We start from the raw sequence: 19068 nt of genomic DNA on the forward strand, positions 1-19068 counted from the left end.
CGCCATGGACCTGCTCCTGGACCGCTCCGTGCTGCTCGGGGTGCGCACCCCGGAGCGCGCGCCCGAGCTGACCGCCGCCCTGCGCCGGCACGGCCACCGGCGGCTGTTCCTGTCCGCCCTGGTGCTGGGGGAGCTGCTGTCGGACCGGCCCGACGAGACGCCGTGGACCGAGCAGCTGGAAGCGCGCTTCCCGGACCGTGTGCTCCCCGTGGACGCCGCGGTGAGCCGGGCGTGGGGCGCTCTCGGCGCCGCGGGGACGGCCGACCCGGTGGCCGGTCTGACCGCTGCCACCGCCCTGGTGCACGGGCTGACGGTGCTCAGCGCCGAGCCCGGACGGTACGCCGGCACGGGCGTGCCCGTGCTGGACGCGGTCCCCGCCCGGGGATAGGCCTCAGACGGTCCGGCGGTGGCGCGGGCCGCGGGCGCCCAGGGCCACGGCCCGGTCGTAGTGCTCCAGCAGCTGCCCGACCAGCACGTCCCAGGTCCGGCCCTGCACGGCGGCGTGCGCGGCGGCCCCGAAGGCGGCCCGCTTGGCCTCGTCGCCGAGCAGGTCGGCCACGTGCCCGCGCAGCGCCGCGAGGTCCCCCGGCGGGTAGAGCCAGCCGGTGCGGGAGGAGTCGACGAGGTCCACCGGACCACCCCGGCCCGTGGCCACCACCGGCACCCCCGAGGCCATGGCCTCCTGCACGGTCTGGCAGAAGGTCTCGAACTCGCCCGGGTGCACGAACACGTCGAGGGAGGCCATGATGCGGGCGAGCTCGGCCCCGGAGCGGCGACCCGTGAAGTGCGCGTCCGGCAGGCGGCGCCGCAGCGCCTCCTCCTCCGGCCCGGACCCCACCACGACGAGGCGGGTGCCGGGCAGGTCCGCGACCGCGGCGAGGTCCTCGACCTGCTTCTCCGGGGCGATCCGGCCCACGTAGCCCACGATCCGGCGGCCGCCCGCGACCTCCGCCCGCCACCGCTCGTCGCGGTGCCGCGGGCAGAAGCGGGCGGTGTCCACACCGCGCCGCCACAGGTGCACGTCGCGCACCCCGTGCACGGTGAGCTGCGCCACCGCCGAGGAGGAGGGGGCGAGGGTCAGGGCCGCGGCGTTGTGCATGCTCCGCACGTGCCCCCACAGGAGCTGCTCGAGGAAGGGCGCTCCGTACTTCGCCGCGTAGCCGGGCACGTCCGTCTGGTACACGGCCACGGCCGGCACGCCGAGCTGCTGGGCCGCGAGGATTGCCCGCCGGCCGAGGACGAACGGGGAGGCGACGTGGACGACGTCGGGGCCGAACCGCTCCAGGTGCCGGCGCACCCGGGCCACGGTGCCGCCGGCCACGCGCACGTCGGGATAGCCGGTGAGCGGCAGGGCCGGCAGCCGGTGCACCGGCACGCCGTCGAGGCCCTCGACGACGTCCTCGGCGAGGCGCCCGAGCGGCGCGGGGTCGTAGGAGGGCGCCAGGACCACGACGTCGTGCCCGCGGGCGCTCAGCTGCTCGACCACCCGCAGGACCGAGTGGGTGACACCGTTGAGGTGGGGGAGGAACTGTTCGGCGACCACGGCGACTCTCATGGCGCCGAGCCTTCCCGGCACGGGCGTCCGCCGGGGGAGCGGCACGTGGCCCGCCGGTGAAGGCCCCGTGAAGCCTCGGCCCGGGCCCCGGAGGCGTGGGAAGATGGGCGGTGATGAACTCCCTAGGCTCTTCCTCCCCCGCCCCGTCCGCCGACCGCCGCGGCGTGCCCATGCCGCTGTGGCTGCAGGGCGTGGTGGAGCTCGGCTCCGTGGCCGTGGTCTCCTACCTGCTGATCCTGCTGACCGTTCTCATGGTGTGGCTCGCCGACGGCTTCGACTCGCTCGGGCTGACCGGCAGCTTCGTGCTCTCCGGCCAGGTGTGGCTGCTGGCCCACCTCACCCCGCTGCAGGTCGCCCTGGACCCCGGGGCCGGACTGCCCGCGACCACCGGGACCGTCAACCTCGTCCCGCTGGGCCTGACGCTCGTGCCCTTCGTGCTGGCCTGGCACGCCGGCCGGCGGCTGGCACGGGCCTGCTGGGAGGGCCAGTTCTGGCAGCCGTACCTGAGCGGGCTCGCGGTGTACTCCGCCGCGGGGGCCGTGGCCGCGCTGCTCTTCGGGACCGGCGAGATCGCGGCGGGACCGGCCGCCGCCGCGGTGTTCCCCCTCGTGCCGGTGGCCCTGGGCGCGTTCGTCGGGGCGTACCGGGCCTCCCGCTCCCTGCCCGGGCTGATCGGCGTCAACGCCGCCGCGTGGGTCGAGCGCACGAGCCAGTACTCGCGGTGGGCCGGTTCCTACGTGTGGGCGGTGCTGCGGGCGGGCTTCGTCGCGGCCGTCGCCGGGGTCGGTGCCGGGGCGGCGCTGCTGGCCGCCGCGCTGCTGTGGAACTGGAACGACGTGGTGAACGTCTACCAGCGGCTGGGCACCGGGGTCCCGGGGGACACCGCCCTGACGGGCCTGCAGCTGGGCTACCTGCCGAACCTCGCGGTCTACGCCCTCGCGTGGGCCACCGGCGCGGGCTTCGAGGTGGGGGACGGCACGCACACGTCACCGCTGGGCACGCAGACCGGGCCGGTCCCGCTGCTCCCGGCCCTGGCCGCGCTGCCCCCCGGCGAGCTGCCGTCCTGGTCGGCGGTCGTGGTCGTGCTGCCGGTGCTGGCCGGGGTGCTCGCCGGCTGGTGGTTCCTGCGGGAGGGCGAGAACCACCTCGACGACTGGATGGCCATCCGGCTGCCCGCCCGCTGGATCACCTTCCCGCTCTCCACGCTGCTGACCGCGCTGTTCATCGGCGCGGTCGCGGGCGTGCTGGCGATGCTGCTGAGCTGGCTGGCGCAGGGCTCGCTCGGGCTGGGCCGGCTCACGGTGATCGGCCCGCACGGTCCGGACGTGCTGCTGTGGTTCGGGGCGGAGGTGGCCGTGGGGGCGGTCGTGGGCTACGTGGTGGGCCCGTGGCTGGAGCGGGAGCCGCCGTTCGCGCCGCTGCGCGGCGGCGCCGCCGGGGCGGACCCCGAGGAGGATCCCGGGGACGGGACCGGGGAGGACCTCGGGCGGGCGGGCCGGCGGGAGGCCCGCCGGCGCCGCCGGGCCGAGGCCGCGGCGCGGCGGGCCATGCGCTCGGCCGGTCCGGCGGGGGGAGCGGGCAGCAGCGCGGTCCCGCGCCCGGCTCAGGGGCGCGGGGTGGCCGCCGGGGACGCCGCGGGGTCGGCCGAGGCGTTCGACGTGGACGCGCCCGCGGCGCCCTCCGAGGTCCCGGGGTCCCCGGAGAGGTAGCTCCAGATCCCGTCCTCGAGCTGCTGCTGGCACTGCGCGGTCCCGGAGAGGGTCAGGGTGCTGGACACGCACTGCTGATAGGCCTCGGCCACCGGCCACAGCAGCAGCCGCGCTCCGCCGGTGGCCAGGCTCAGGGCGCCCAGCACGATCGCGGCGACCGCGCTCACGACCAGCAGCGCGCGCCGGCCGGACCCGCGCGAGCGCACGAGCGCCGCGATGCCCAGACCGAGGCCCGCCGCCGCGGCGACGAGCCCGGCCACCGTCGGCCACAGCCCGGAGCCGACGAGCACGAGGGCCACCGCCGCGCACACCAGCGCGGCTCCCGCCGTGCGCGTCGTGGCGGCACGCCGGGCGTCCGCGGGGGTCGGCTCGGGATGCGGGCGGGGAGGGGTCATGCTCCTCACTCTAGGGCACCGCGCGGACCGGCCCGCGCCGCCCGACTAGACTCGGCCGCATGCGCATCGTGGTCATGGTCTCCGGGTCCGGCACCAATCTGCAGGCGGTCCTCGACGCCGTGGGCGCGGGCCGGATCGAAGTCGAGGTCGCCGCCGTGGGGGCGGACAAGCCCTGCCTCGGGCTCGAGCGCGCGGAGGCGGCTGGGATCACCACCTTCCTCGTCCGGCCCGCGGACCACCCGGACCGGACGCGGTGGAACCGGGCCCTGCAGGAGGCGGTCGCCGCCCACGCCCCCGACCGGGTGCTCTTCGCCGGGTTCATGCGGATCGTGGACGCCGAGTTCGTGGAGGCGTTCCGCGGACGGATCGTCAACACCCACCCGTCCCTGCTGCCCTCCTTCCCCGGCGCGCACGCGGTCCGGGACGCCCTCGCCCACGGGGTCAAGGTCACCGGGGTCACCGTCCACGAGGTCGTGGCCGACGTCGACGCCGGCCCGATCCTCGCCCAGGCGGCGGTGCCGGTGCGGGAGGAGGACACCGAGGCGCAGCTGCACGAGCGGATCAAGGCCGCCGAACGGGAGCTGCTCGTGGACGCCCTCGGCCTGCTCGCCCGTTCCGTCCCGGCCCGCTGAGCCCGCCGGGGTCCCGCGGACGGGGTGGGGGCCCTCCCCCCGGCCCCGGTCCGGACGCCCGCCCGCCCGGTGGTCCGGGCGCACGCAGGGGCGTGGCGGCGCGGGTCCGTAAAATGGTCTCCGGCGGTTTCCGCCGGCAGCCCCGACCCCGACGCTTGGAGAACCTGTGAGCCCCATCCGACTTGACCGCGTGCCCATCCGACGGGCGCTGCTGTCCGTCTACGACAAGACCGGGCTGGACGACCTGGCCCGCGGTCTGCACGAGGCCGGGGTGGCCATCGTCTCCACCGGCTCCACCGCGCGGCGGATCGCGGAGGCGGGGGTCCCGGTGACCGAGGTCTCCGAGATCACCGGCTTCCAGGAGTGCCTGGACGGGCGGGTGAAGACCCTGCACCCGCGCGTGCACGCCGGGATCCTCGCGGACCGCCGCAAGCAGGAGCACGTGGACCAGCTCGCGGAGCTGGAGATCGAGCCGTTCGACCTCGTGGTCGTGAACCTCTATCCGTTCGTGGACACCGTGCGCTCCGGCGCCGGCCAGGACGAGGTGGTCGAGCAGATCGACATCGGGGGCCCCTCCATGGTGCGCGCGGCCGCGAAGAACCACGCGGCCGTGTCCGTGGTGGTGGACCCCGCCTCCTACGGCGCGGTGGTCGAGGCCGCCGGCGCCGGAGGCTTCGACCTCGCGGCCCGGCGCCGGCTGGCCGCCGCGGCCTTCGCCCACACCGCGGCCTACGACACGGCCGTGGCCACGTGGACGGCCCAGCAGTTCGAGCAGGACGAGGACGCCAACTTCTGGCCGCCCTACGCGGGGCTGGCCTTCCAGCGCTCCGCCTCCCTGCGCTACGGCGAGAACCCGCACCAGAAGGGCGCCCTGTACGTCGACGAGGCGGCCGCCCCCGGCATCGCCCAGGCGGACCAGCTGCACGGCAAGGAGATGTCCTACAACAACTACGTGGACGCCGACGCCGCCCTGCGCGCCGCCTACGACTTCGACGAGCCGGCCGTGGCCGTGGTCAAGCACAACAACCCGTGCGGCATCGCCGTGGCCACCCCCGGCGCCGAGGACCCGATCGCCGATGCCCACCGCAAGGCCCACGCGTGCGACCCGCTCTCCGCCTACGGCGGGGTGATCGCCGCGAACCGGACCGTCACCCGGGCCATGGCGGAGACGGTCAAGGACATCTTCACGGAGGTCGTCGTGGCCCCCGGCTTCGAGCCGGAGGCCCTGGAGCTCCTGCAGGAGAAGAAGAACATCCGCCTGCTGGAGCTGCCCGAGGGCTTCGCCCGCGACGCCCTCGAGTACCGGCAGGTCTCCGGCGGGGCCCTCTTCCAGGTCGCCGACCGGCTCGACGCCGCCGGTGACGACCCCGCCTCCTGGACCCTCGCCGCCGGGGCGCCGGCCGACGAGCGGACGCTGGCCGACCTCGCCTTCGCGTGGAAGGCGCTGCGGGCCGTGAAGTCCAACGCGATCCTGCTCGCCGACCAGGGCGCCTCGGTGGGCATCGGCATGGGCCAGGTCAACCGCGTGGACTCCTGCCGGCTCTCCGTGGAGCGGGCCGACGGGCTGGGGGAGGACGGGGCCGAGCGCGCGCGGGGGTCCGTGGCGGCGTCGGACGCGTTCTTCCCGTTCGCGGACGGGCTGCAGGTGCTGCTCGACGCGGGCGTGCGCGCCGTCGTCCAGCCCGGCGGCTCGATCCGGGACGAGGAGGTCGTGGCCGCGGCCGAGGCCGCCGGCGTGACCATGTACTTCACCGGGGCGCGGCACTTCTTCCACTGACCCGCTCCCCGGCGCGGCTGCGGCGCCGCGCACGGCAACGGCCGCACCCCCGAGGGGGATGCGGCCGTTGCCGTGCGTGCGGGTCGCGCCGGGCGGCGCGACCCGCACGGGGTCGACTCACACGGACAGCGAGGCGAGCACCCGGTTGAAGGTCTCCGAGGGGCGCATCACCGCGAACGTCTTGGCGTCGTCGGGGCGGTAGTAGCCCCCGATGTCCGCCGGGCTGCCCTGCACGGAGAGCAGCTCCTCGTTGATCGCGTCCTCGTGGGCGGCCAGCTGCTCCGCCACGGAGGTGAAGGCCTGGGCCAGCTCGGTGTCCTCGTCCTGGCGGGCCAGCTCCTGGGCCCAGTACAGGGCCAGGTAGAAGTGGCTGCCGCGGTTGTCGATCTCCCCGACCTTCCGGCTGGGGGACTTGTTCTCCTCCAGGAAGGTGCCGGTGGCACGGTCGAGGCACGCGCCGAGGATGCGGGCGCGGGCGTTGTCCGCCGTGGAGGCCAGGTGCTCCAGGCTCGCGGCCAGGGCCAGGAACTCGCCGAGGCTGTCCCAGCGCAGGTGGTTCTCCTCGACCAGCTGCTGGACGTGCTTGGGCGCGGACCCGCCGGCGCCGGTCTCGAAGAGGCCGCCGCCGTTGATCAGCGGGACCACGGAGAGCATCTTCGCGGAGGTGCCCAGCTCGAGGATCGGGAACAGGTCGGTCAGGTAGTCGCGCAGCACGTTGCCGGTGACGGAGATCGTGTCCTCACCGCGGCGGATCCGGTCGATGGAGAACGCGGTGGCCTCCATGGGGGACATGATCTCGAGCTGCAGGCCCTCGGTGTCGTGCTCCGCGAGGTACTGCTCGACCTTGGCGATGAGGTTGGTGTCGTGGGCGCGGGTGCGGTCCAGCCAGAACACCGCCGGCGTCGCGGAGGCCCGGGCGCGGGTCACGGCCAGCTTCACCCAGTCCCGGATCGCGACGTCCTTGGTCTGGCAGGCGCGCCAGATGTCGCCGGGGAAGACCTCGTGCTCGATCAGCACGGTGCCGGAGGAGTCGACGAGCTGGACGCTGCCCTTCGCGGGGATCTCGAAGGTCTTGTCGTGGGAGCCGTACTCCTCGGCCTTCATCGCCATGAGGCCCACGTTCGGGACGGAGCCCATGGTCCGCGGGTCGAACGCGCCGTGGGCGCGGCAGTCGTCGATCACGGCCTGGTAGATCCCGGCGTAGGAGCTGTCCGGCAGCACCGCCAGGGTGTCGGCCTCCTCGCCGTCCGGGCCCCACATGTGCCCGGAGGTGCGGATCATGGCCGGCATCGAGGCGTCCACGATGACGTCCGAGGGCACGTGCAGGTTGCTGATGCCCTTGTCGGAGTTCACCATCGCCAGCGCCGGGCCGTCGGCCAGGCCCTTGTCGATCGCGGCCCGGACCTCGTCGCGGACCTCGGCCGGGAGCGCATCGAGGCCGTTGAGGATCGCGGCCAGGCCGTTGGCGGGGGAGAGGCCGGCCTGCTCCAGGGTGGCGCCGTGGGCGGCGAAGAGCTCCGGGAAGAACGCCTTGATGACGTGGCCGAAGATGATCGGGTCGGAGACCTTCATCATGGTGGCCTTCAGGTGCACCGAGAACAGGACGCCCTCCCGCTTGGCGCGCTCGACCTGCTCGGCGAGGAACGCGTCCAGGGCGGCGGCCCGCATCACCGTGGCGTCGACGACCTCGCCGGCGAGCACGGGCACGGACTCCTTGAGCACCGTGGTGCTGCCGTCCTCGCCGACCAGGCGGATCTGGAGGGTGTCCTCGGAGTCCATGACCACGGACTTCTCGTTGTCGCGGAAGTCGTCCGCGGCCATGGTGGCCACGTTGGTCCGGGAGTCCGCGGACCACTCGCCCATCCGGTGCGGGTTCTTGCGGGCGTAGTTCTTCACCGAGGCGGGGGCGCGGCGGTCGGAGTTGCCCTCGCGCAGGACCGGGTTCACGGCGGAGCCCTTGATCTTGTCGTAGCGGGCGCGGGTGTCCTTCTGCTCGTCGGTCTCCGGCTCGTCCGGGTAGTCCGGCAGGGCGACGCCCTGTTCCTGCAGCTCCTTCACCGCGGCCTTGAGCTGCGGGACGGAGGCGGAGATGTTCGGCAGCTTGATGATGTTGGCCTCGGGCTTCTTCGCCAGGTCGCCGAGCTCGGCGAGGGCGTCGTCGACCCGCTGCTCCTGGGGCAGCCGGTCGCTGAAGGCCGCGAGGATGCGCCCGGCCAGGGAGATGTCCCGGGTCTCGACCTCGACGCCGGCGGTCGAGGCGTAGGCCTCGATGACCGGCTTGAAGGAGTAGGTGGCGAGCAGGGGCGCCTCGTCGGTGCGGGTGTAGATGATCTTGGCCATGTGCGGGCTGTCTCCCATGTCTGTCGACGGATGCGGGTCGGTGTGTCCTGGTGCCAAGATACCCGAGCCCGCGCCCGCCCCGTTGACCGGCGCCCGCCCGAGGGCGCTCCCGGGCACGGCCACGGGCCCGCTCCCCGGGGGGAACGGGCCCGTGGCCGCGGCGGTGCCGGGGCGCCGGCGGGATCAGCCCTCGGTGGACTGCGTGGAGCGGGTGCCGTTGACGAGCTCGCCCTCGCCGATCACCCGGTCGCCCTCCTGCCCCTCGTCCAGGGCCTGCTGCTCGCCCTGGCCGGAGACCACCTGGATCTTGCGCGGCTTGGCCTGGGCGGACACCGGGATGGTCACCGTGAGCACGCCGTTGTCGTAGCTCGCGGCGATGTTCTGGATGTCGATGCCCTGGCCGAGGTTGAGCTGGCGGACGAACGAGGAGCTCTGCCGCTCCCGGGTGATCCACTGGACGTCCTGGACCTCGGGCAGCTTCCGCTCGGCCCGGATGGTCAGCAGCTGACCGTCGACGTCGACGTCGACGCTGTCCGGGTCGATGCCGGGCAGGTCGGCCCGCAGGATGTAGCGGTCGCCGTCCCGGTAGAGGTCCATCGGCATCTCCCGCAGGCCCTGGCGGGCGAACAGCGAGGCGGCGAGGCGGTCGAAATCGTTGAACGGCGTGAACATCGTGGCCACGTCCATCATCTCCTCAACTCCATGAGCAGTGCCCTTGACATTTAGTTGAGTCATATCGGCTCAACTGTGCTCGATGATAGCGCCGTCGCGGGGCGAGGTTCAACGGTTGGCGCGGCCGATCGCCCAGGGCGAACCCGGATGCCGGCGGGGTGGTGCGGCCCTCAGCGGCGGTCGTTCGGGTAGTCCACCCCGATCCGTTCCCGGACCCGGTCGAAGAGCTCGACAAGCTCGAGGGAGTCCGCCCACGGCATCACGGGGGACTCCGGCAGCCCCTGCTGGATGCAGCGGGTGGCCTCGCGCATCTCGTAGACGTACCCGGCCCCGGTCACCTCCACCTGCTCCACGACCGGGGCGGCACCTCCGCGCGCGCCGTCGGCGCTCTGCAGCACCAGGGTCGTGGGGCAGTTGATCCGCCCGTCCACGCGCAGCCAGCCGTGCGTGCCGCTGACGGTGACCTGGTGCGGCACGGTGCTGGAGAGGGTGCCGCTCACATGGCCCCGGCCGTGCCCGAAGTCCAGGGTCAGGGCGGTGTCCAGGTCCACGGCCGTGGCGCCCAGCTCGGCCCGCGCCGTCCAGCTCTCCGGGGCGCCCAGCACGGCCCCGGTCCAGGTCAGCGGATAGACCATCATGTCCAGCAGCACCCCGCCGCCGTCGGCGTTGCGGAAGAGCCGGTGGTCGGGGTCCACCGGGCGGTGGGTGCCGATCGAGGCCTCGACCGAGCGGACCCGGCCCAGCCGCCCCGCCCGGATCCAGTGCATCGCCGTGCGGAAGCCGGGGGTCATCCGGGTCCAGACGGCCTCCATGAGGAACACCCCGTGCGCGCGCGCCAGCCCCAGGAGGTCGCGGACCTCTGCGGCGGTCATCGCCAGGGCCTTCTCGCACACCACGTGCTTGCCCGCGCGCAGCAGCGCGGACACGTCCCGGTGGTGGTAGCCGTGCGGCGTGGCGACGTAGACCACCTCCACGTCCGGGTCGGCCGCGAGGCGCTCCAGGCCCGTGCTCCCGGCGGTGTTCCCGTACGCCCGCTCCACCCCGTGCCGGCGGGCGAAGTCCTCGGCGCGGTGCTGGTCGCGGGAGCTCACGGCGACGAGCCGGGCGTCGGGCAGGGCGGCGATGTCCGGGACCACCTTCTCGGCGATGTCGGCCGTGCTGACCACGCCCCAGCCGAGCGTGCGGCCGGTCGGCGTGAGCGGGGCGTCCAGGTGGGCCGCGTCGAGGGCGGCGTCGACGAAGGGCGGGAGGGGGGTGGCAGGCATGGGCGCATTCTGCCACGCCTCGCCCGGAGGGACGGGCCCCGGCACCGAACCGAACGACCGTTCGTCGCCTACACTGGCGGCGTGCCCCGGGTCAGCCAGCAGTACAAGGACGAACGCCGCCGCGAGATCGTCGCGGCCGCCAGCCGCTGCTTCCTGGAGCACGGCTTCGGCGGGGCCTCGATGCACCGGATCATCGCCGCGACGGGCCTGTCCGCGGGGGCGCTGTACAACCACTTCCCGTCCAAGCACGAACTCGTGGTCGCGTCCGCGCGGGCGGCTCTGGACCGCGTCCTGACGGCGGACGAGGATCCGGCACCGGCCGGGGACGAGGGCACGGCCCGGGCCGCGGCGGGGGAGGGGTCCGGGCGGTCGGCGGGCGCCACCGGCGGGGACCCGGCCGGGTGGGTGGCGGAGCTGCTGGAGCGGCTCGCCGCGGACCCGGCGGCCACGCGGCTGCTGCTGATCACGTGGGGCGAGGCCGTGAGCGAACCGGCCCTGGCCGCGGTGGCCGGCGAGCACCTCGCCCGGGTGCGCGAGCAGGTCGAGGAGCGCTACGGCCGGTGGGCCGCCGAGGAGCTCGGCCTGGGCCCGGACCGCTCCCGGGAGTGGGTCGCGATGTTCGCCCAGGCCATCCTCTCGGTGCTGCAGGGCTACGTGGTGCAGTCGTGCCTGCTGCCCGGATTCGACCACGACGCCTACCTGGACTACGCGCGCACCCTGGCGGCGCAGTGACCGGGCGGCGCAGTGACCGGGCGGCCGGCGTCCGGGCTCAGGCGTTCAGCTGTCGGTGCTCGGCGGAGAGCTGCACGTAGGTCCGGGCGTTGGCGCGCACCTTCTCCCGCTCCGGCCCGGTGAGCTCGCGCCGGACCTTGGCGGGGACCCCGGCCACGAGCGAGCCCGGCGGCACCACGGTGCCCTCGAGGACCACGGCGCCGGCGGCGACCAGGGACCCGGAGCCGATCACGGCCCCGTTGAGGACGGTCGCGTTCATCCCCACCAGGACCTCGTCCTCCACGGTGCAGCCGTGGACCACGGCACCGTGGCCCACGCTCACGCCGGCCCCGATCGTGCAGGGGTGGCCGGGATCGGAGTGGACCACCACGTTGTCCTGCAGGTTCGAGCCCGCACCCAGCCGCACCGGGGAACGGTCCCCGCGCACCGTGGCACCGTAGAAGACGCCGGAGTCCGGGCCCAGCTCCACGTCGCCGACCACGGTCGCGGTCGGCGCCACGAAGGCGGAGGCGGCGATCCGGGGCGTGTGCCCGGCGTGCGGGAGGACCAGGCCGGTCGGGGCGGGGCGCTGCATGGCCCCAGCGTAGCGGCCGCCGCCGGGGATCCCGCGGCGGCCGGTCCGGCTCAGGCGTGCCGCGACGCCGCCGGGACCGTGCCCAGCGGGTGGCGCTGCTGGATCGCGACCCGGATCTTCTGCCCGCCCTTGAGCACGTACTCGGCCCCGTGCACGTGGATGGTGACGCTGCCGGCCCGCCGCGAGGTGCCCTCGAGCTCGAGCACGTGGTGGTCGATGCAGACGCGGATCACCTGGCCCCGGTAGAGGACGGTGAACTTGACCCGCTCCAGCTGGCTGGGCAGCGCGGGGTCGAACTCCAGCCACTCCCCGCGCACGCGCAGGCCCGCGTAGGCCCGGGTGACGACGTCCACGGAGCCGGCCATCGCGCCGAGGTGGATCCCCTCGCCCGTGGTCCCGCCCTGGGTGTCGTCCAGGTCGATCAGCAGCGCGTCCTGGAAGGCCGACCAGGACCGGTCCGGGTTCAGCCAGGCGAGCACCGAGGCGTTGACCACCCGGGAGAGGGACGAGCCGTGCGAGGACCGCGCGATGTAGAAGTCCACGGTGCGCTCGATCGCGGCGTGGTCCACCTCGTAGCCCATCCGTCCGAGCTCCTCCACGAGGCCGTCGGGGCCGAAGAGGTAGACGAGCATGATCGTGTCCGCCTGCTTGGCCAGCTTGTAGTTGTTGGTCATGTCGCCCTCGTTCTCCAGCAGGAGGTCGAGGCGGCCGATGTTGCGGTACTTGGCCCGGTAGAACTCCCAGTCCAGCTCGTCGAGGTCGTCGTAGCCGTGGAACTGGCTGATGGTGCCGTCCTTGTTGAACGGCACGAACATCCGCTCGGACATCCGCTGCCAGGTCCCCACCTCCTCCGCCGAGAGGCCGAAGCGGGCGGAGAGCTCCTCGCGCTGGTGCTCGACCATGTGGTGGAAGATGTGGGCGCTGTGCCGGAACAGCCAGGCCGCCAGCACGTTCGTGTAGGCGTTGTCCTTCAGCCCGCCGCCGTGCTGGCCGCGGGGACCGTCGTGGTACTCGTCCGGCCCCATCACCCCGGCGATGTGGTAGCGGCCGTCCGCGGGGTCGTAGTCGGTCAGGGACGCGAAGAGGCGGGTGATGCCGATGATCAGCTCCGCGCCCTGGCCGGCCAGCCAGTCGACGTCGTCGGTGGTCTCGTAGTAGATCCAGGCGTTGTGGGCGATCGCGAGGCCCACGTGGAACTGCCGCCAGGAGTTGTCGGGCAGCCACCGGTTGGAGTGGTGGTTGAACAGCTCCGGCGGGGTCTCCTCCCGCCCGTCCGACCCGGACTGCCAGGGGAACGCCGCGCCCTCGAGGCCGAACTCCATGGCGCGGTGCTTGGCCATGGGCAGCCGGCGCCACCGGTAGGAGAGCAGCGAGCGCGTCACCTGCGGCTCCCGCAGGTTGACCACCGGCAGGATGTAGAGCTCGTCCCAGAAGATGTGCCCGCGGTAGCCCTCGCCGTGCAGGCCGCGGGCCGGCACGCCGGCGTCGCGCAGCGACATGTGGGGGGCGAGGGTCTGGGACACGTGGAACAGGTGCACCCGCAGGGCCAGCTGGGTGAGGAGCAGCTCGGGGGTCTGCGCCTCGGGGTCCGGGCACACGTCCACGTCGTAGCGGTCCCACAGCAGGGACCACTCGACCTCGTGCGAGGGCAGCAGGCCCCGCACGCCGCTCGGGTTGCGGTCCAGCTCGGCGAGGGCCCCCTCGCGGGGGGAGCCGATCGCGGCGTCGCGGCTGGTGACGACCGCGGTGGTGGAGTCGATGATCACCGGCCGCCCGTCGGCGATGTTGACCTGGTGGCGGCGGAACTCCGTGCCGCCGGGGCGGATCTCCCGGCGCTCCCGCACGTTCTGACCGCCCTCGATCGTGGTGCGCTGCGCGGTGGTGATCTCGATCTTGGACTGCGTGGTGCGCACGTGCGAGAGCAGGGTCTCGTGGTCGTCGGGCAGCGACGTGGACTCGAGGTCCACCAGGTGGTGGTCGTTGAGGTCCTGGTACTCCGCCACCCCCGTGTTGCGGACGCTGGGGTCGATCCCCGTGCGCAGGTGCAGGCGCCCGGAGAAGCCGCGGGCGGTCACGGTGGTCTCCTGCGCGCCCAGGTGCCGGTAGCGCAGCGAGACGAGGCGGCGCTGGACGATCTCCAGGCGGGCGCGGGAGCCGTCCTCCCCGCGGTCGCCGTTGAGGTCGGTCAGCACGAGGGAGCGGATGAGCAGACCGCGGCGCAGGTCCAGCTCGGTGCGCTCCTCGGAGGGGTGCAGCCCGCCCTCGGACCACCAGTCGCCGCCGGAGACCCGCAGGTCCAGGTGCGTCCAGTTGGGCGCGTTGACCATGGACTCGTGCTCGACGTCGCGGCCGCTGAGGTGGCTGACCACCCGGTTGAAGACCCCGGCCAGGTAGTTGCCGGGGTAGTGCACCCCGTTGGCGGAGAACTCGCAGGCCGACCCGCGCACGCCCATGTAGCCGTTGGTCAGGGTCAGCAGCGTCTCCCGCCGGGCCTCCGTCGCCGGGTCGAAGCCCTCGAAGACCAGCTTCCAGGGGTGGTCGCGGCGGGCGCCGAGGTCCAGCTCGCCCACGTCGTTGAGCACGGTCGTGGCGCCGGCCCGGAACAGGTCCCGGCGCTCGCCGTGCCGGCGGATCCCCACCACGGTGCCGAAGCCGCCCGCCGCGGCGGCCTGGACCCCGGACACGGCGTCCTCGATCACCACGGACCGGGCCGGGTCCACGCCCAGCATCCGGGCGCAGGTGAGGAACGTGTCCGGGGCGGGCTTGCCGGGCAGGCCGTGCTCGGCGGCGAAGTGCCCGTCCACGATGATGTCGAAGGAGTCCTGGAGCCCGGCCGCGGCGAGCACCGGGACGCTGTTGCGGCTGGCGGTCACGAGGCCCACCGGCACCCCGGCCGCCCGCAGCCGCTCGATGAGCGCCACGGTCTTCTCGAAGACCCGCACGCCCGTGACCTCCAGGGCCTCCTGGAAGTAGGTGTTCTTCAGCGCCGCCTGGCCCTGCACCGACCACGCCCCCGGGGTCTCGTCGCCCTCGGGCAGGCGGGCGCCGCGGGAGGCGAGCAGGGAGCGGATCCCGTCCTCGCGCCGCCGTCCGTCCACGTAGTGGCGGTAGTCGGCGTCCTCGTCGAAGGCCCGCCGGTCCACCGCCGCGCCCTCCACCGCCGGCTCGAGCCGGTCGTCGGCCAGGATCCCGTCGAAGAGCGTCTTCCAGGCCGCGGCGTGCACGGCGGCGGTGTCGGTGACCACGCCGTCCATGTCGAAGATCACGGCCTCGTGGGGGATGCGGAGCTGGTCGACGGGCTGCGAAGGACCGTCCGAGCCGCCGATGCGGGGCAGGGACGCGGTGAACGGGGCGGTGGGCAGAGCGTTCACGGGGGGTTCCTCCGGACGTGGGTGCGGCGTCCGCGGCCCCGGCGGAACCGCACGGAGAAACCCAGCACGCGGCACGCTACGGACCCCGGACGCGGCGTTGCGGGTTCGGCACGGGCTCGGCGCGGCCGTCCGTGCCGACGGTTCCTGACCAGTTCATTAAAGGGCCCCGGGGCGATCGGGGCAAGCCGCCGCCGGCTCAGTCCGCCGCGAGGGGCAGATGCACGGTGAAGCGCGTCGAGCCCGGCACGCTGCGCACCCGCACCCGGCCGTGGTGGGCCTGCACGATGGCCTCCACGATGGACAGCCCCAGCCCCACGCCCCCCGAGCCCCCGGCGCGGGCGTCGTCCTCCCGGGCGAAGCGGGAGAAGATGTGCTCCTGGAACGCGGCGCCGATGCCCGGTCCGTCGTTGGCCACCGTGAGCACCGCCTCGTGGCCGGGCCCGGTGCCCAGCGAGGTGGTGACCGTCGTCCCCGCCGGCGTGTGCTGGTGGGCGTTGGACAGCAGGTTGATGAGCACCTGGCGCAGCTGGGCCGGGTCGCCCCGGACGACGACGGGCTCGTCGGGCAGCTCCAGCCGCCAGTCGTGGCCGGGCGCCGTGACCCGCCGGTCGCTGACGGTCTCGACGACCAGCTCCAGCAGGTCGACGTCCTCGGGCACCACGGGGCGGCCCTCGTCCAGGCGGGCGAGCAGGAGCAGGTCCTCGACGAGCGCGGTCATCCGCGCGGACTCCGACTCCACCCGGGACAGCGAGCTGCGGCCCTGCTCGCTCATCGGCTCGGTGAGCCGGATCAGCTCGGCGTAGCCGCGGATGCTGGCCAGGGGGGTGCGCAGCTCGTGGCTGGCGTCGGCCACGAAGCGGCGCACCCGCGTCTCGCTGCGCTGCCGGGTGGCCAGGGCGTGGGCGACGTTGTCCAGCATCCGGGAGAAGGCGTGTCCGAGCCGGCCGACCTCGGTGTCCGGGTGGGCCGCCGGGGCGACCGCTGCCACCGGCAGGACCACCTCTCCGCGGTCGAGGTCGAGCTCCGAGACCCGGGTCGCGACGTCGGAGAGCCGCTCCACCGGGCGCAGCGTGCGGCGGATGACCACCAGGCCGAACAGCCCGGTGACGGCCAGGGCCCCCGTGGAGATCGCGGCGGTGCTCGCCCCGAACCGGCGCAGCGTCTGCTCCTTGTCCGCCAGCGGCAGCCCGGTCAGCACGAGCCCCCAGTCCCACGGGTCGTCGACCAGCAGCACCCGGTACCCGCCCACGGTCAGGTCCACGTCCAGGGGCCCCCACTGGGCGCCCCCGTCCTCGTCGGAGCGCGCGCCCAGCTCCTCGACGAGGGCCTCGATCCGCTCCCGGTCCTCGTCCCCGAGCCTGTGCCGGGAGCCGTCGGCCGCGAACAGTCCCGCGCGGACCACCTCGTCCTCCACGATCCGGGCGTTGAGCGTCCCGGCGCCCTGCGCGGGGACGTCCATCATGGACTCCAGCTCCTCCGAGGGCCCGGCGGAGGCCCGCACCCCGTACTCGATCGTGCGGTAGGAGGCGTCCCGGACCTGGCGGTCCAGCTGCTCGCCCAGGGACACGTTCAGGGCGGCGTGGCCCAGCACGCCGACCGCGGCGCAGGCGAGCGTCAGCAGCGCGAGCACCGTCAGCAGCAGCTTCGTGCGCAGCTGCAGCGCCCGTACCCGTCCCGTCCTGCTCATCCGGTGCTCACCTCGTGCCCGTTGCGTGCCGGCCCGCGCTCACTCGGCCGGCTTGAGCACGTAGCCGGCGCCGCGGACCGTGTGGATCATGGGGCTGCGGCCGGCGTCGATCTTCTTGCGCAGGTAGGAGATGTAGAGCTCCACCACGTTGGTCTGGCCGCCGAAGTCGTAGCCCCACACCTGCTCGAGGATCTGGGCCTTGCTGAGCACCCGGCGCGCGTTCTCCATCAGGCAGCGCAGCAGGTCGAACTGGGTGGCGGTCAGGGTGATCTCCTCCCCGCCCCGGTGGACCTCCCGGGTGTCCGCGTTGAGCACGAGGTCGCCGACCACGAGCTCGGCGGCGTCCGGGTGGGCGATGCCGGAGCGCTGCACCAGGCGGTGCAGCCGCAGCAGCAGCTCCTCCATGTTGAACGGCTTCGTGACGTAGTCGTCCCCGCCCGCGGCCAGGCCCGTGATCCGGTCCTCCGTGCTGTCCTTGGCGGTGAGGAACAGGGCCGGGACGGCGGGGGCGAACGCTCGGATCCGCTCGAGCAGCTCGACCCCGGTGCCGCCGGGCAGCATGACGTCCAGCACGAGCACGTCGGGGCGGAACCCGCGGGCCTCGGCCACCGCGGCGGCCCCGTCGTGGGCCGAGCGCACCTGCCAGCCGAGCATGGACAGTCCCATGGTGACCATCTGCGCGAGCAGCGGCTCGTCGTCGACGACGAGGGCGCGCACCGGGGCGCCGTCCGGGTGCCGCAGGCGCGGCAGATCGACGGCGGTGGGCCGCTGCACGGGCTCGGTCACGGCACTGCTCTCCTCACTGGACGGGACCTCGATACGACGGGGCCTCGAGGGGACGGGGCCCCCGGGGCGGGTTCTCCGGGAACGGGGCTCCACGGCCGGCGGGCGGCGGCCCGGCGGTCCGCGGAACGCCTCCAGCGTAGCTCCGAGGCCCCGGCGCACCGCGGTGCGCCGGGGCTTCACAGGCGGGGCACAGGAACGGGATAAGGCGCCCACATCCCGGCCTGCTGGACTGGGGCAGCGACGGGCCCCGGGCCCGGAGCCGGCGGGCAGGGGGCCCGCCGGCCCACCGCGAGAGGGGAACCACTGCCATGCCGCACACCCACCACCCGGCCGAGGACACCCCGGCCGGGCAGGTCCCGGCCCGCGGGCCCGCCCCGGCACGGGGCGCCGCACGGCGCCTGGTCGGGGTCGACGCGGCCCGCGGGATCGCCCTGCTCGGCATGATGTCCGTGCACATCCTGCCCTCCTGGGACCCGGAGACCTTCGAGGCGACCGCGCAGTGGACGGTCTTCTCCGGGCGCGCCGCGGCGCTCTTCGCCTTCCTCGCGGGAGTCGGACTGGCGTTCACCTCCGGCGGTCGCCGCGTGCACGAGGGCCGGCGCAGGACGGGGGACCGGGTGGGGCTGCTCGTGCGGGCGCTGCTCATCGCCGTCCTGGGCCTGCTCATCAACCAGACCTCCCCGGACGACCCGCCCGCCTACAACATCCTCGTCTACTACGGGGTCTTCTTCCTGCTGGCGATCCCGTTCCTGCACCTGTCCGCGCGCGCCCTGCTGGCCTGGGCCGCCGGGTTCGCGGTGCTCGGCCCCGTGCTGATCCACGCGCTGGGACCCGTCCTGCCCGGGTTCGACAGCTACAACCCGACCGTGGCCGACGTCCTCACCGCGCCGGGAACCACCCTGGCCCAGCTGCTGCTGACCGGTTCCTATCCGGCGCTGACGTACCTCGTGTACCTCCTGGCCGGTCTGGCCGTCGGCCGGCTGCCCCTGGCGGAGCGGCGCACCCAGCTGGGCCTGCTGGTGGGCGGCGCCGTGCTGGCGGCTGGCGCCGCGCTGGTCTCGTGGCTCCTGCTGCACCCTCTCGGCGGCATGGAGCGGCTGCTCGACGCGAGCCCGTTCCTGGGCCGGGAGGACGTCCAGGACATCCTCGTCTGGGGGCCGGACCCGGTGCTGCCCACGTCCACCTGGTGGTGGCTGGCGGTCGACGGACCGCACACCAACACCCCGCTCGCGCTGCTGGGCGGCGTGGGCACCGGCGCCCTCGCCCTGGGCCTGTGCCTGCTCCTCGCCCGCCGGGCGGAGGCCCTGCTCCTGCCGCTGGTCGCGGCCGGCTCGATGACCCTGACCCTCTACTCGGCCCACCTGCTCGCGCTGAACCTCGAGGTGCACTACGAGCAGCCCGTCCTGTGGTTCCTCGTGCAGGCCGCCGCGGCCGTCGGGTTCGCGGTCCTGTGGCGCCGGAGCCGGGGCCAGGGCCCCCTCGAGCGGGGCGTGAGCAGGGCCTCGCACGCCGCCCGCGGCCGGGTGCTCGGCGATCGCCTAAACTCGTAGGCGATCCACCCTGGTCCCCACCC

The 19068-nt window shown here is 74.3% G+C and carries 15 protein-coding genes; 6 read left to right on the forward strand and 9 right to left on the reverse strand.

Features of this window, described 5'->3' with window-relative positions; translation table 11 throughout:
* The first annotated feature begins 4 nt into the window (after positions 1 to 4).
* A complete protein-coding gene (locus PU704_RS11585; RefSeq protein WP_075873107.1) occupies positions 5 to 388 on the forward strand; it encodes a PIN domain-containing protein in 384 nt (127 codons plus the stop codon).
* Between the two features lie 3 nt (positions 389 to 391).
* Here PU704_RS11585 and PU704_RS11590 read toward each other — a convergent pair whose 3' ends face one another.
* Positions 392 to 1555 (reverse strand): glycosyltransferase family 4 protein, encoded by a 1164-nt coding sequence (locus PU704_RS11590; protein ID WP_277551471.1) that lies wholly within the window; start codon positions 1553 to 1555, stop codon positions 392 to 394.
* Between the two features lie 113 nt (positions 1556 to 1668).
* On the opposite strand from PU704_RS11590, the gene PU704_RS11595 reads away from it, so the two are divergent.
* Positions 1669 to 3264 carry a cell division protein PerM gene (locus PU704_RS11595; RefSeq protein ID WP_277551472.1) on the forward strand — a complete coding sequence of 532 codons (1596 nt, stop codon included), beginning with the start codon at positions 1669 to 1671 and terminating at the stop codon, positions 3262 to 3264.
* Here PU704_RS11595 and PU704_RS11600 read toward each other — a convergent pair.
* Positions 3159 to 3659 (reverse strand): hypothetical protein, encoded by a 501-nt coding sequence (locus tag PU704_RS11600; RefSeq protein WP_047804990.1) that lies wholly within the window; start codon positions 3657 to 3659, stop codon positions 3159 to 3161. The two genes, PU704_RS11595 and PU704_RS11600, sit on opposite strands and share 106 nt — an antisense overlap.
* Positions 3660 to 3718: 59 nt before the next feature.
* Here PU704_RS11600 and purN point away from each other — a divergent pair, with 59 nt between their 5' ends.
* Both purN and purH read left to right on the forward strand, forming a co-directional pair.
* A complete protein-coding gene (purN, locus tag PU704_RS11605) occupies positions 3719 to 4291 on the forward strand; it encodes a phosphoribosylglycinamide formyltransferase (RefSeq protein ID WP_082157578.1) in 573 nt (190 codons plus the stop codon).
* Positions 4292 to 4457: 166 nt separating this feature from the next.
* Positions 4458 to 6068 (forward strand): bifunctional phosphoribosylaminoimidazolecarboxamide formyltransferase/IMP cyclohydrolase, encoded by a 1611-nt coding sequence (purH, locus tag PU704_RS11610; RefSeq protein ID WP_277551474.1) that lies wholly within the window; start codon positions 4458 to 4460, stop codon positions 6066 to 6068.
* A 117-nt stretch (positions 6069 to 6185) separates the two neighbouring features.
* Here the strand turns inward: purH and PU704_RS11615 are convergent, their stop codons facing one another.
* The 3 genes from PU704_RS11615 to PU704_RS11625 form a co-directional block, all read right to left on the reverse strand.
* On the reverse strand, positions 6186 to 8408 hold the full coding sequence (locus tag PU704_RS11615) for an NADP-dependent isocitrate dehydrogenase (protein ID WP_047805010.1): 2223 nt from the start codon (positions 8406 to 8408) through the stop codon (positions 6186 to 6188).
* 183 nt (positions 8409 to 8591) lie between these two features.
* Complete coding sequence (locus tag PU704_RS11620; RefSeq protein ID WP_369821432.1) at positions 8592 to 9095, reverse strand: Hsp20/alpha crystallin family protein; 504 nt, start codon at positions 9093 to 9095, stop codon at positions 8592 to 8594.
* Between the two features lie 155 nt (positions 9096 to 9250).
* Entirely contained in the window at positions 9251 to 10345 is a 1095-nt protein-coding gene (locus tag PU704_RS11625) for a Gfo/Idh/MocA family protein (protein WP_075872839.1), read from the reverse strand.
* Positions 10346 to 10426: 81 nt separating this feature from the next.
* On the opposite strand from PU704_RS11625, the gene PU704_RS11630 reads away from it, so the two are divergent.
* On the forward strand, positions 10427 to 11077 hold the full coding sequence (locus PU704_RS11630) for a TetR/AcrR family transcriptional regulator (protein WP_047804993.1): 651 nt from the start codon (positions 10427 to 10429) through the stop codon (positions 11075 to 11077).
* A gap of 37 nt (positions 11078 to 11114) precedes the next feature.
* Here PU704_RS11630 and PU704_RS11635 read toward each other — a convergent pair whose 3' ends face one another.
* The 4 genes from PU704_RS11635 to PU704_RS11650 all read right to left on the reverse strand — a co-directional run bounded on the left by PU704_RS11635 (position 11115) and on the right by PU704_RS11650 (position 17495).
* On the reverse strand, positions 11115 to 11651 hold the full coding sequence (locus tag PU704_RS11635; protein WP_047804994.1) for a gamma carbonic anhydrase family protein: 537 nt from the start codon (positions 11649 to 11651) through the stop codon (positions 11115 to 11117).
* Positions 11652 to 11701: 50 nt separating this feature from the next.
* A complete protein-coding gene (locus PU704_RS11640) occupies positions 11702 to 15022 on the reverse strand; it encodes a beta-phosphoglucomutase family hydrolase (protein WP_047804995.1) in 3321 nt (1106 codons plus the stop codon).
* Positions 15023 to 15218: 196 nt separating this feature from the next.
* The gene (locus PU704_RS11645) at positions 15219 to 16709 is read right to left on the reverse strand and encodes a sensor histidine kinase (protein ID WP_277551475.1); all 1491 of its coding nucleotides are present in this window, start codon (positions 16707 to 16709) and stop codon (positions 15219 to 15221) included.
* A gap of 39 nt (positions 16710 to 16748) precedes the next feature.
* Positions 16749 to 17495, reverse strand: coding sequence for a response regulator transcription factor (locus PU704_RS11650; RefSeq protein WP_277551476.1), 747 nt, complete (start codon positions 17493 to 17495; stop codon positions 16749 to 16751).
* Between the two features lie 308 nt (positions 17496 to 17803).
* Between PU704_RS11650 and PU704_RS11655 the strand changes: the two genes are divergently transcribed.
* Positions 17804 to 19045: a heparan-alpha-glucosaminide N-acetyltransferase domain-containing protein gene (locus tag PU704_RS11655; protein ID WP_075872835.1), complete on the forward strand. Its 1242-nt coding sequence runs from the start codon at positions 17804 to 17806 to the stop codon at positions 19043 to 19045.
* Positions 19046 to 19068 lie beyond the last annotated feature (23 nt).

It is taken from the genome of Kocuria oceani (assembly GCF_029524215.1).
GTDB classification, from domain to species: Bacteria; Actinomycetota; Actinomycetes; order Actinomycetales; family Micrococcaceae; genus Kocuria; species Kocuria oceani.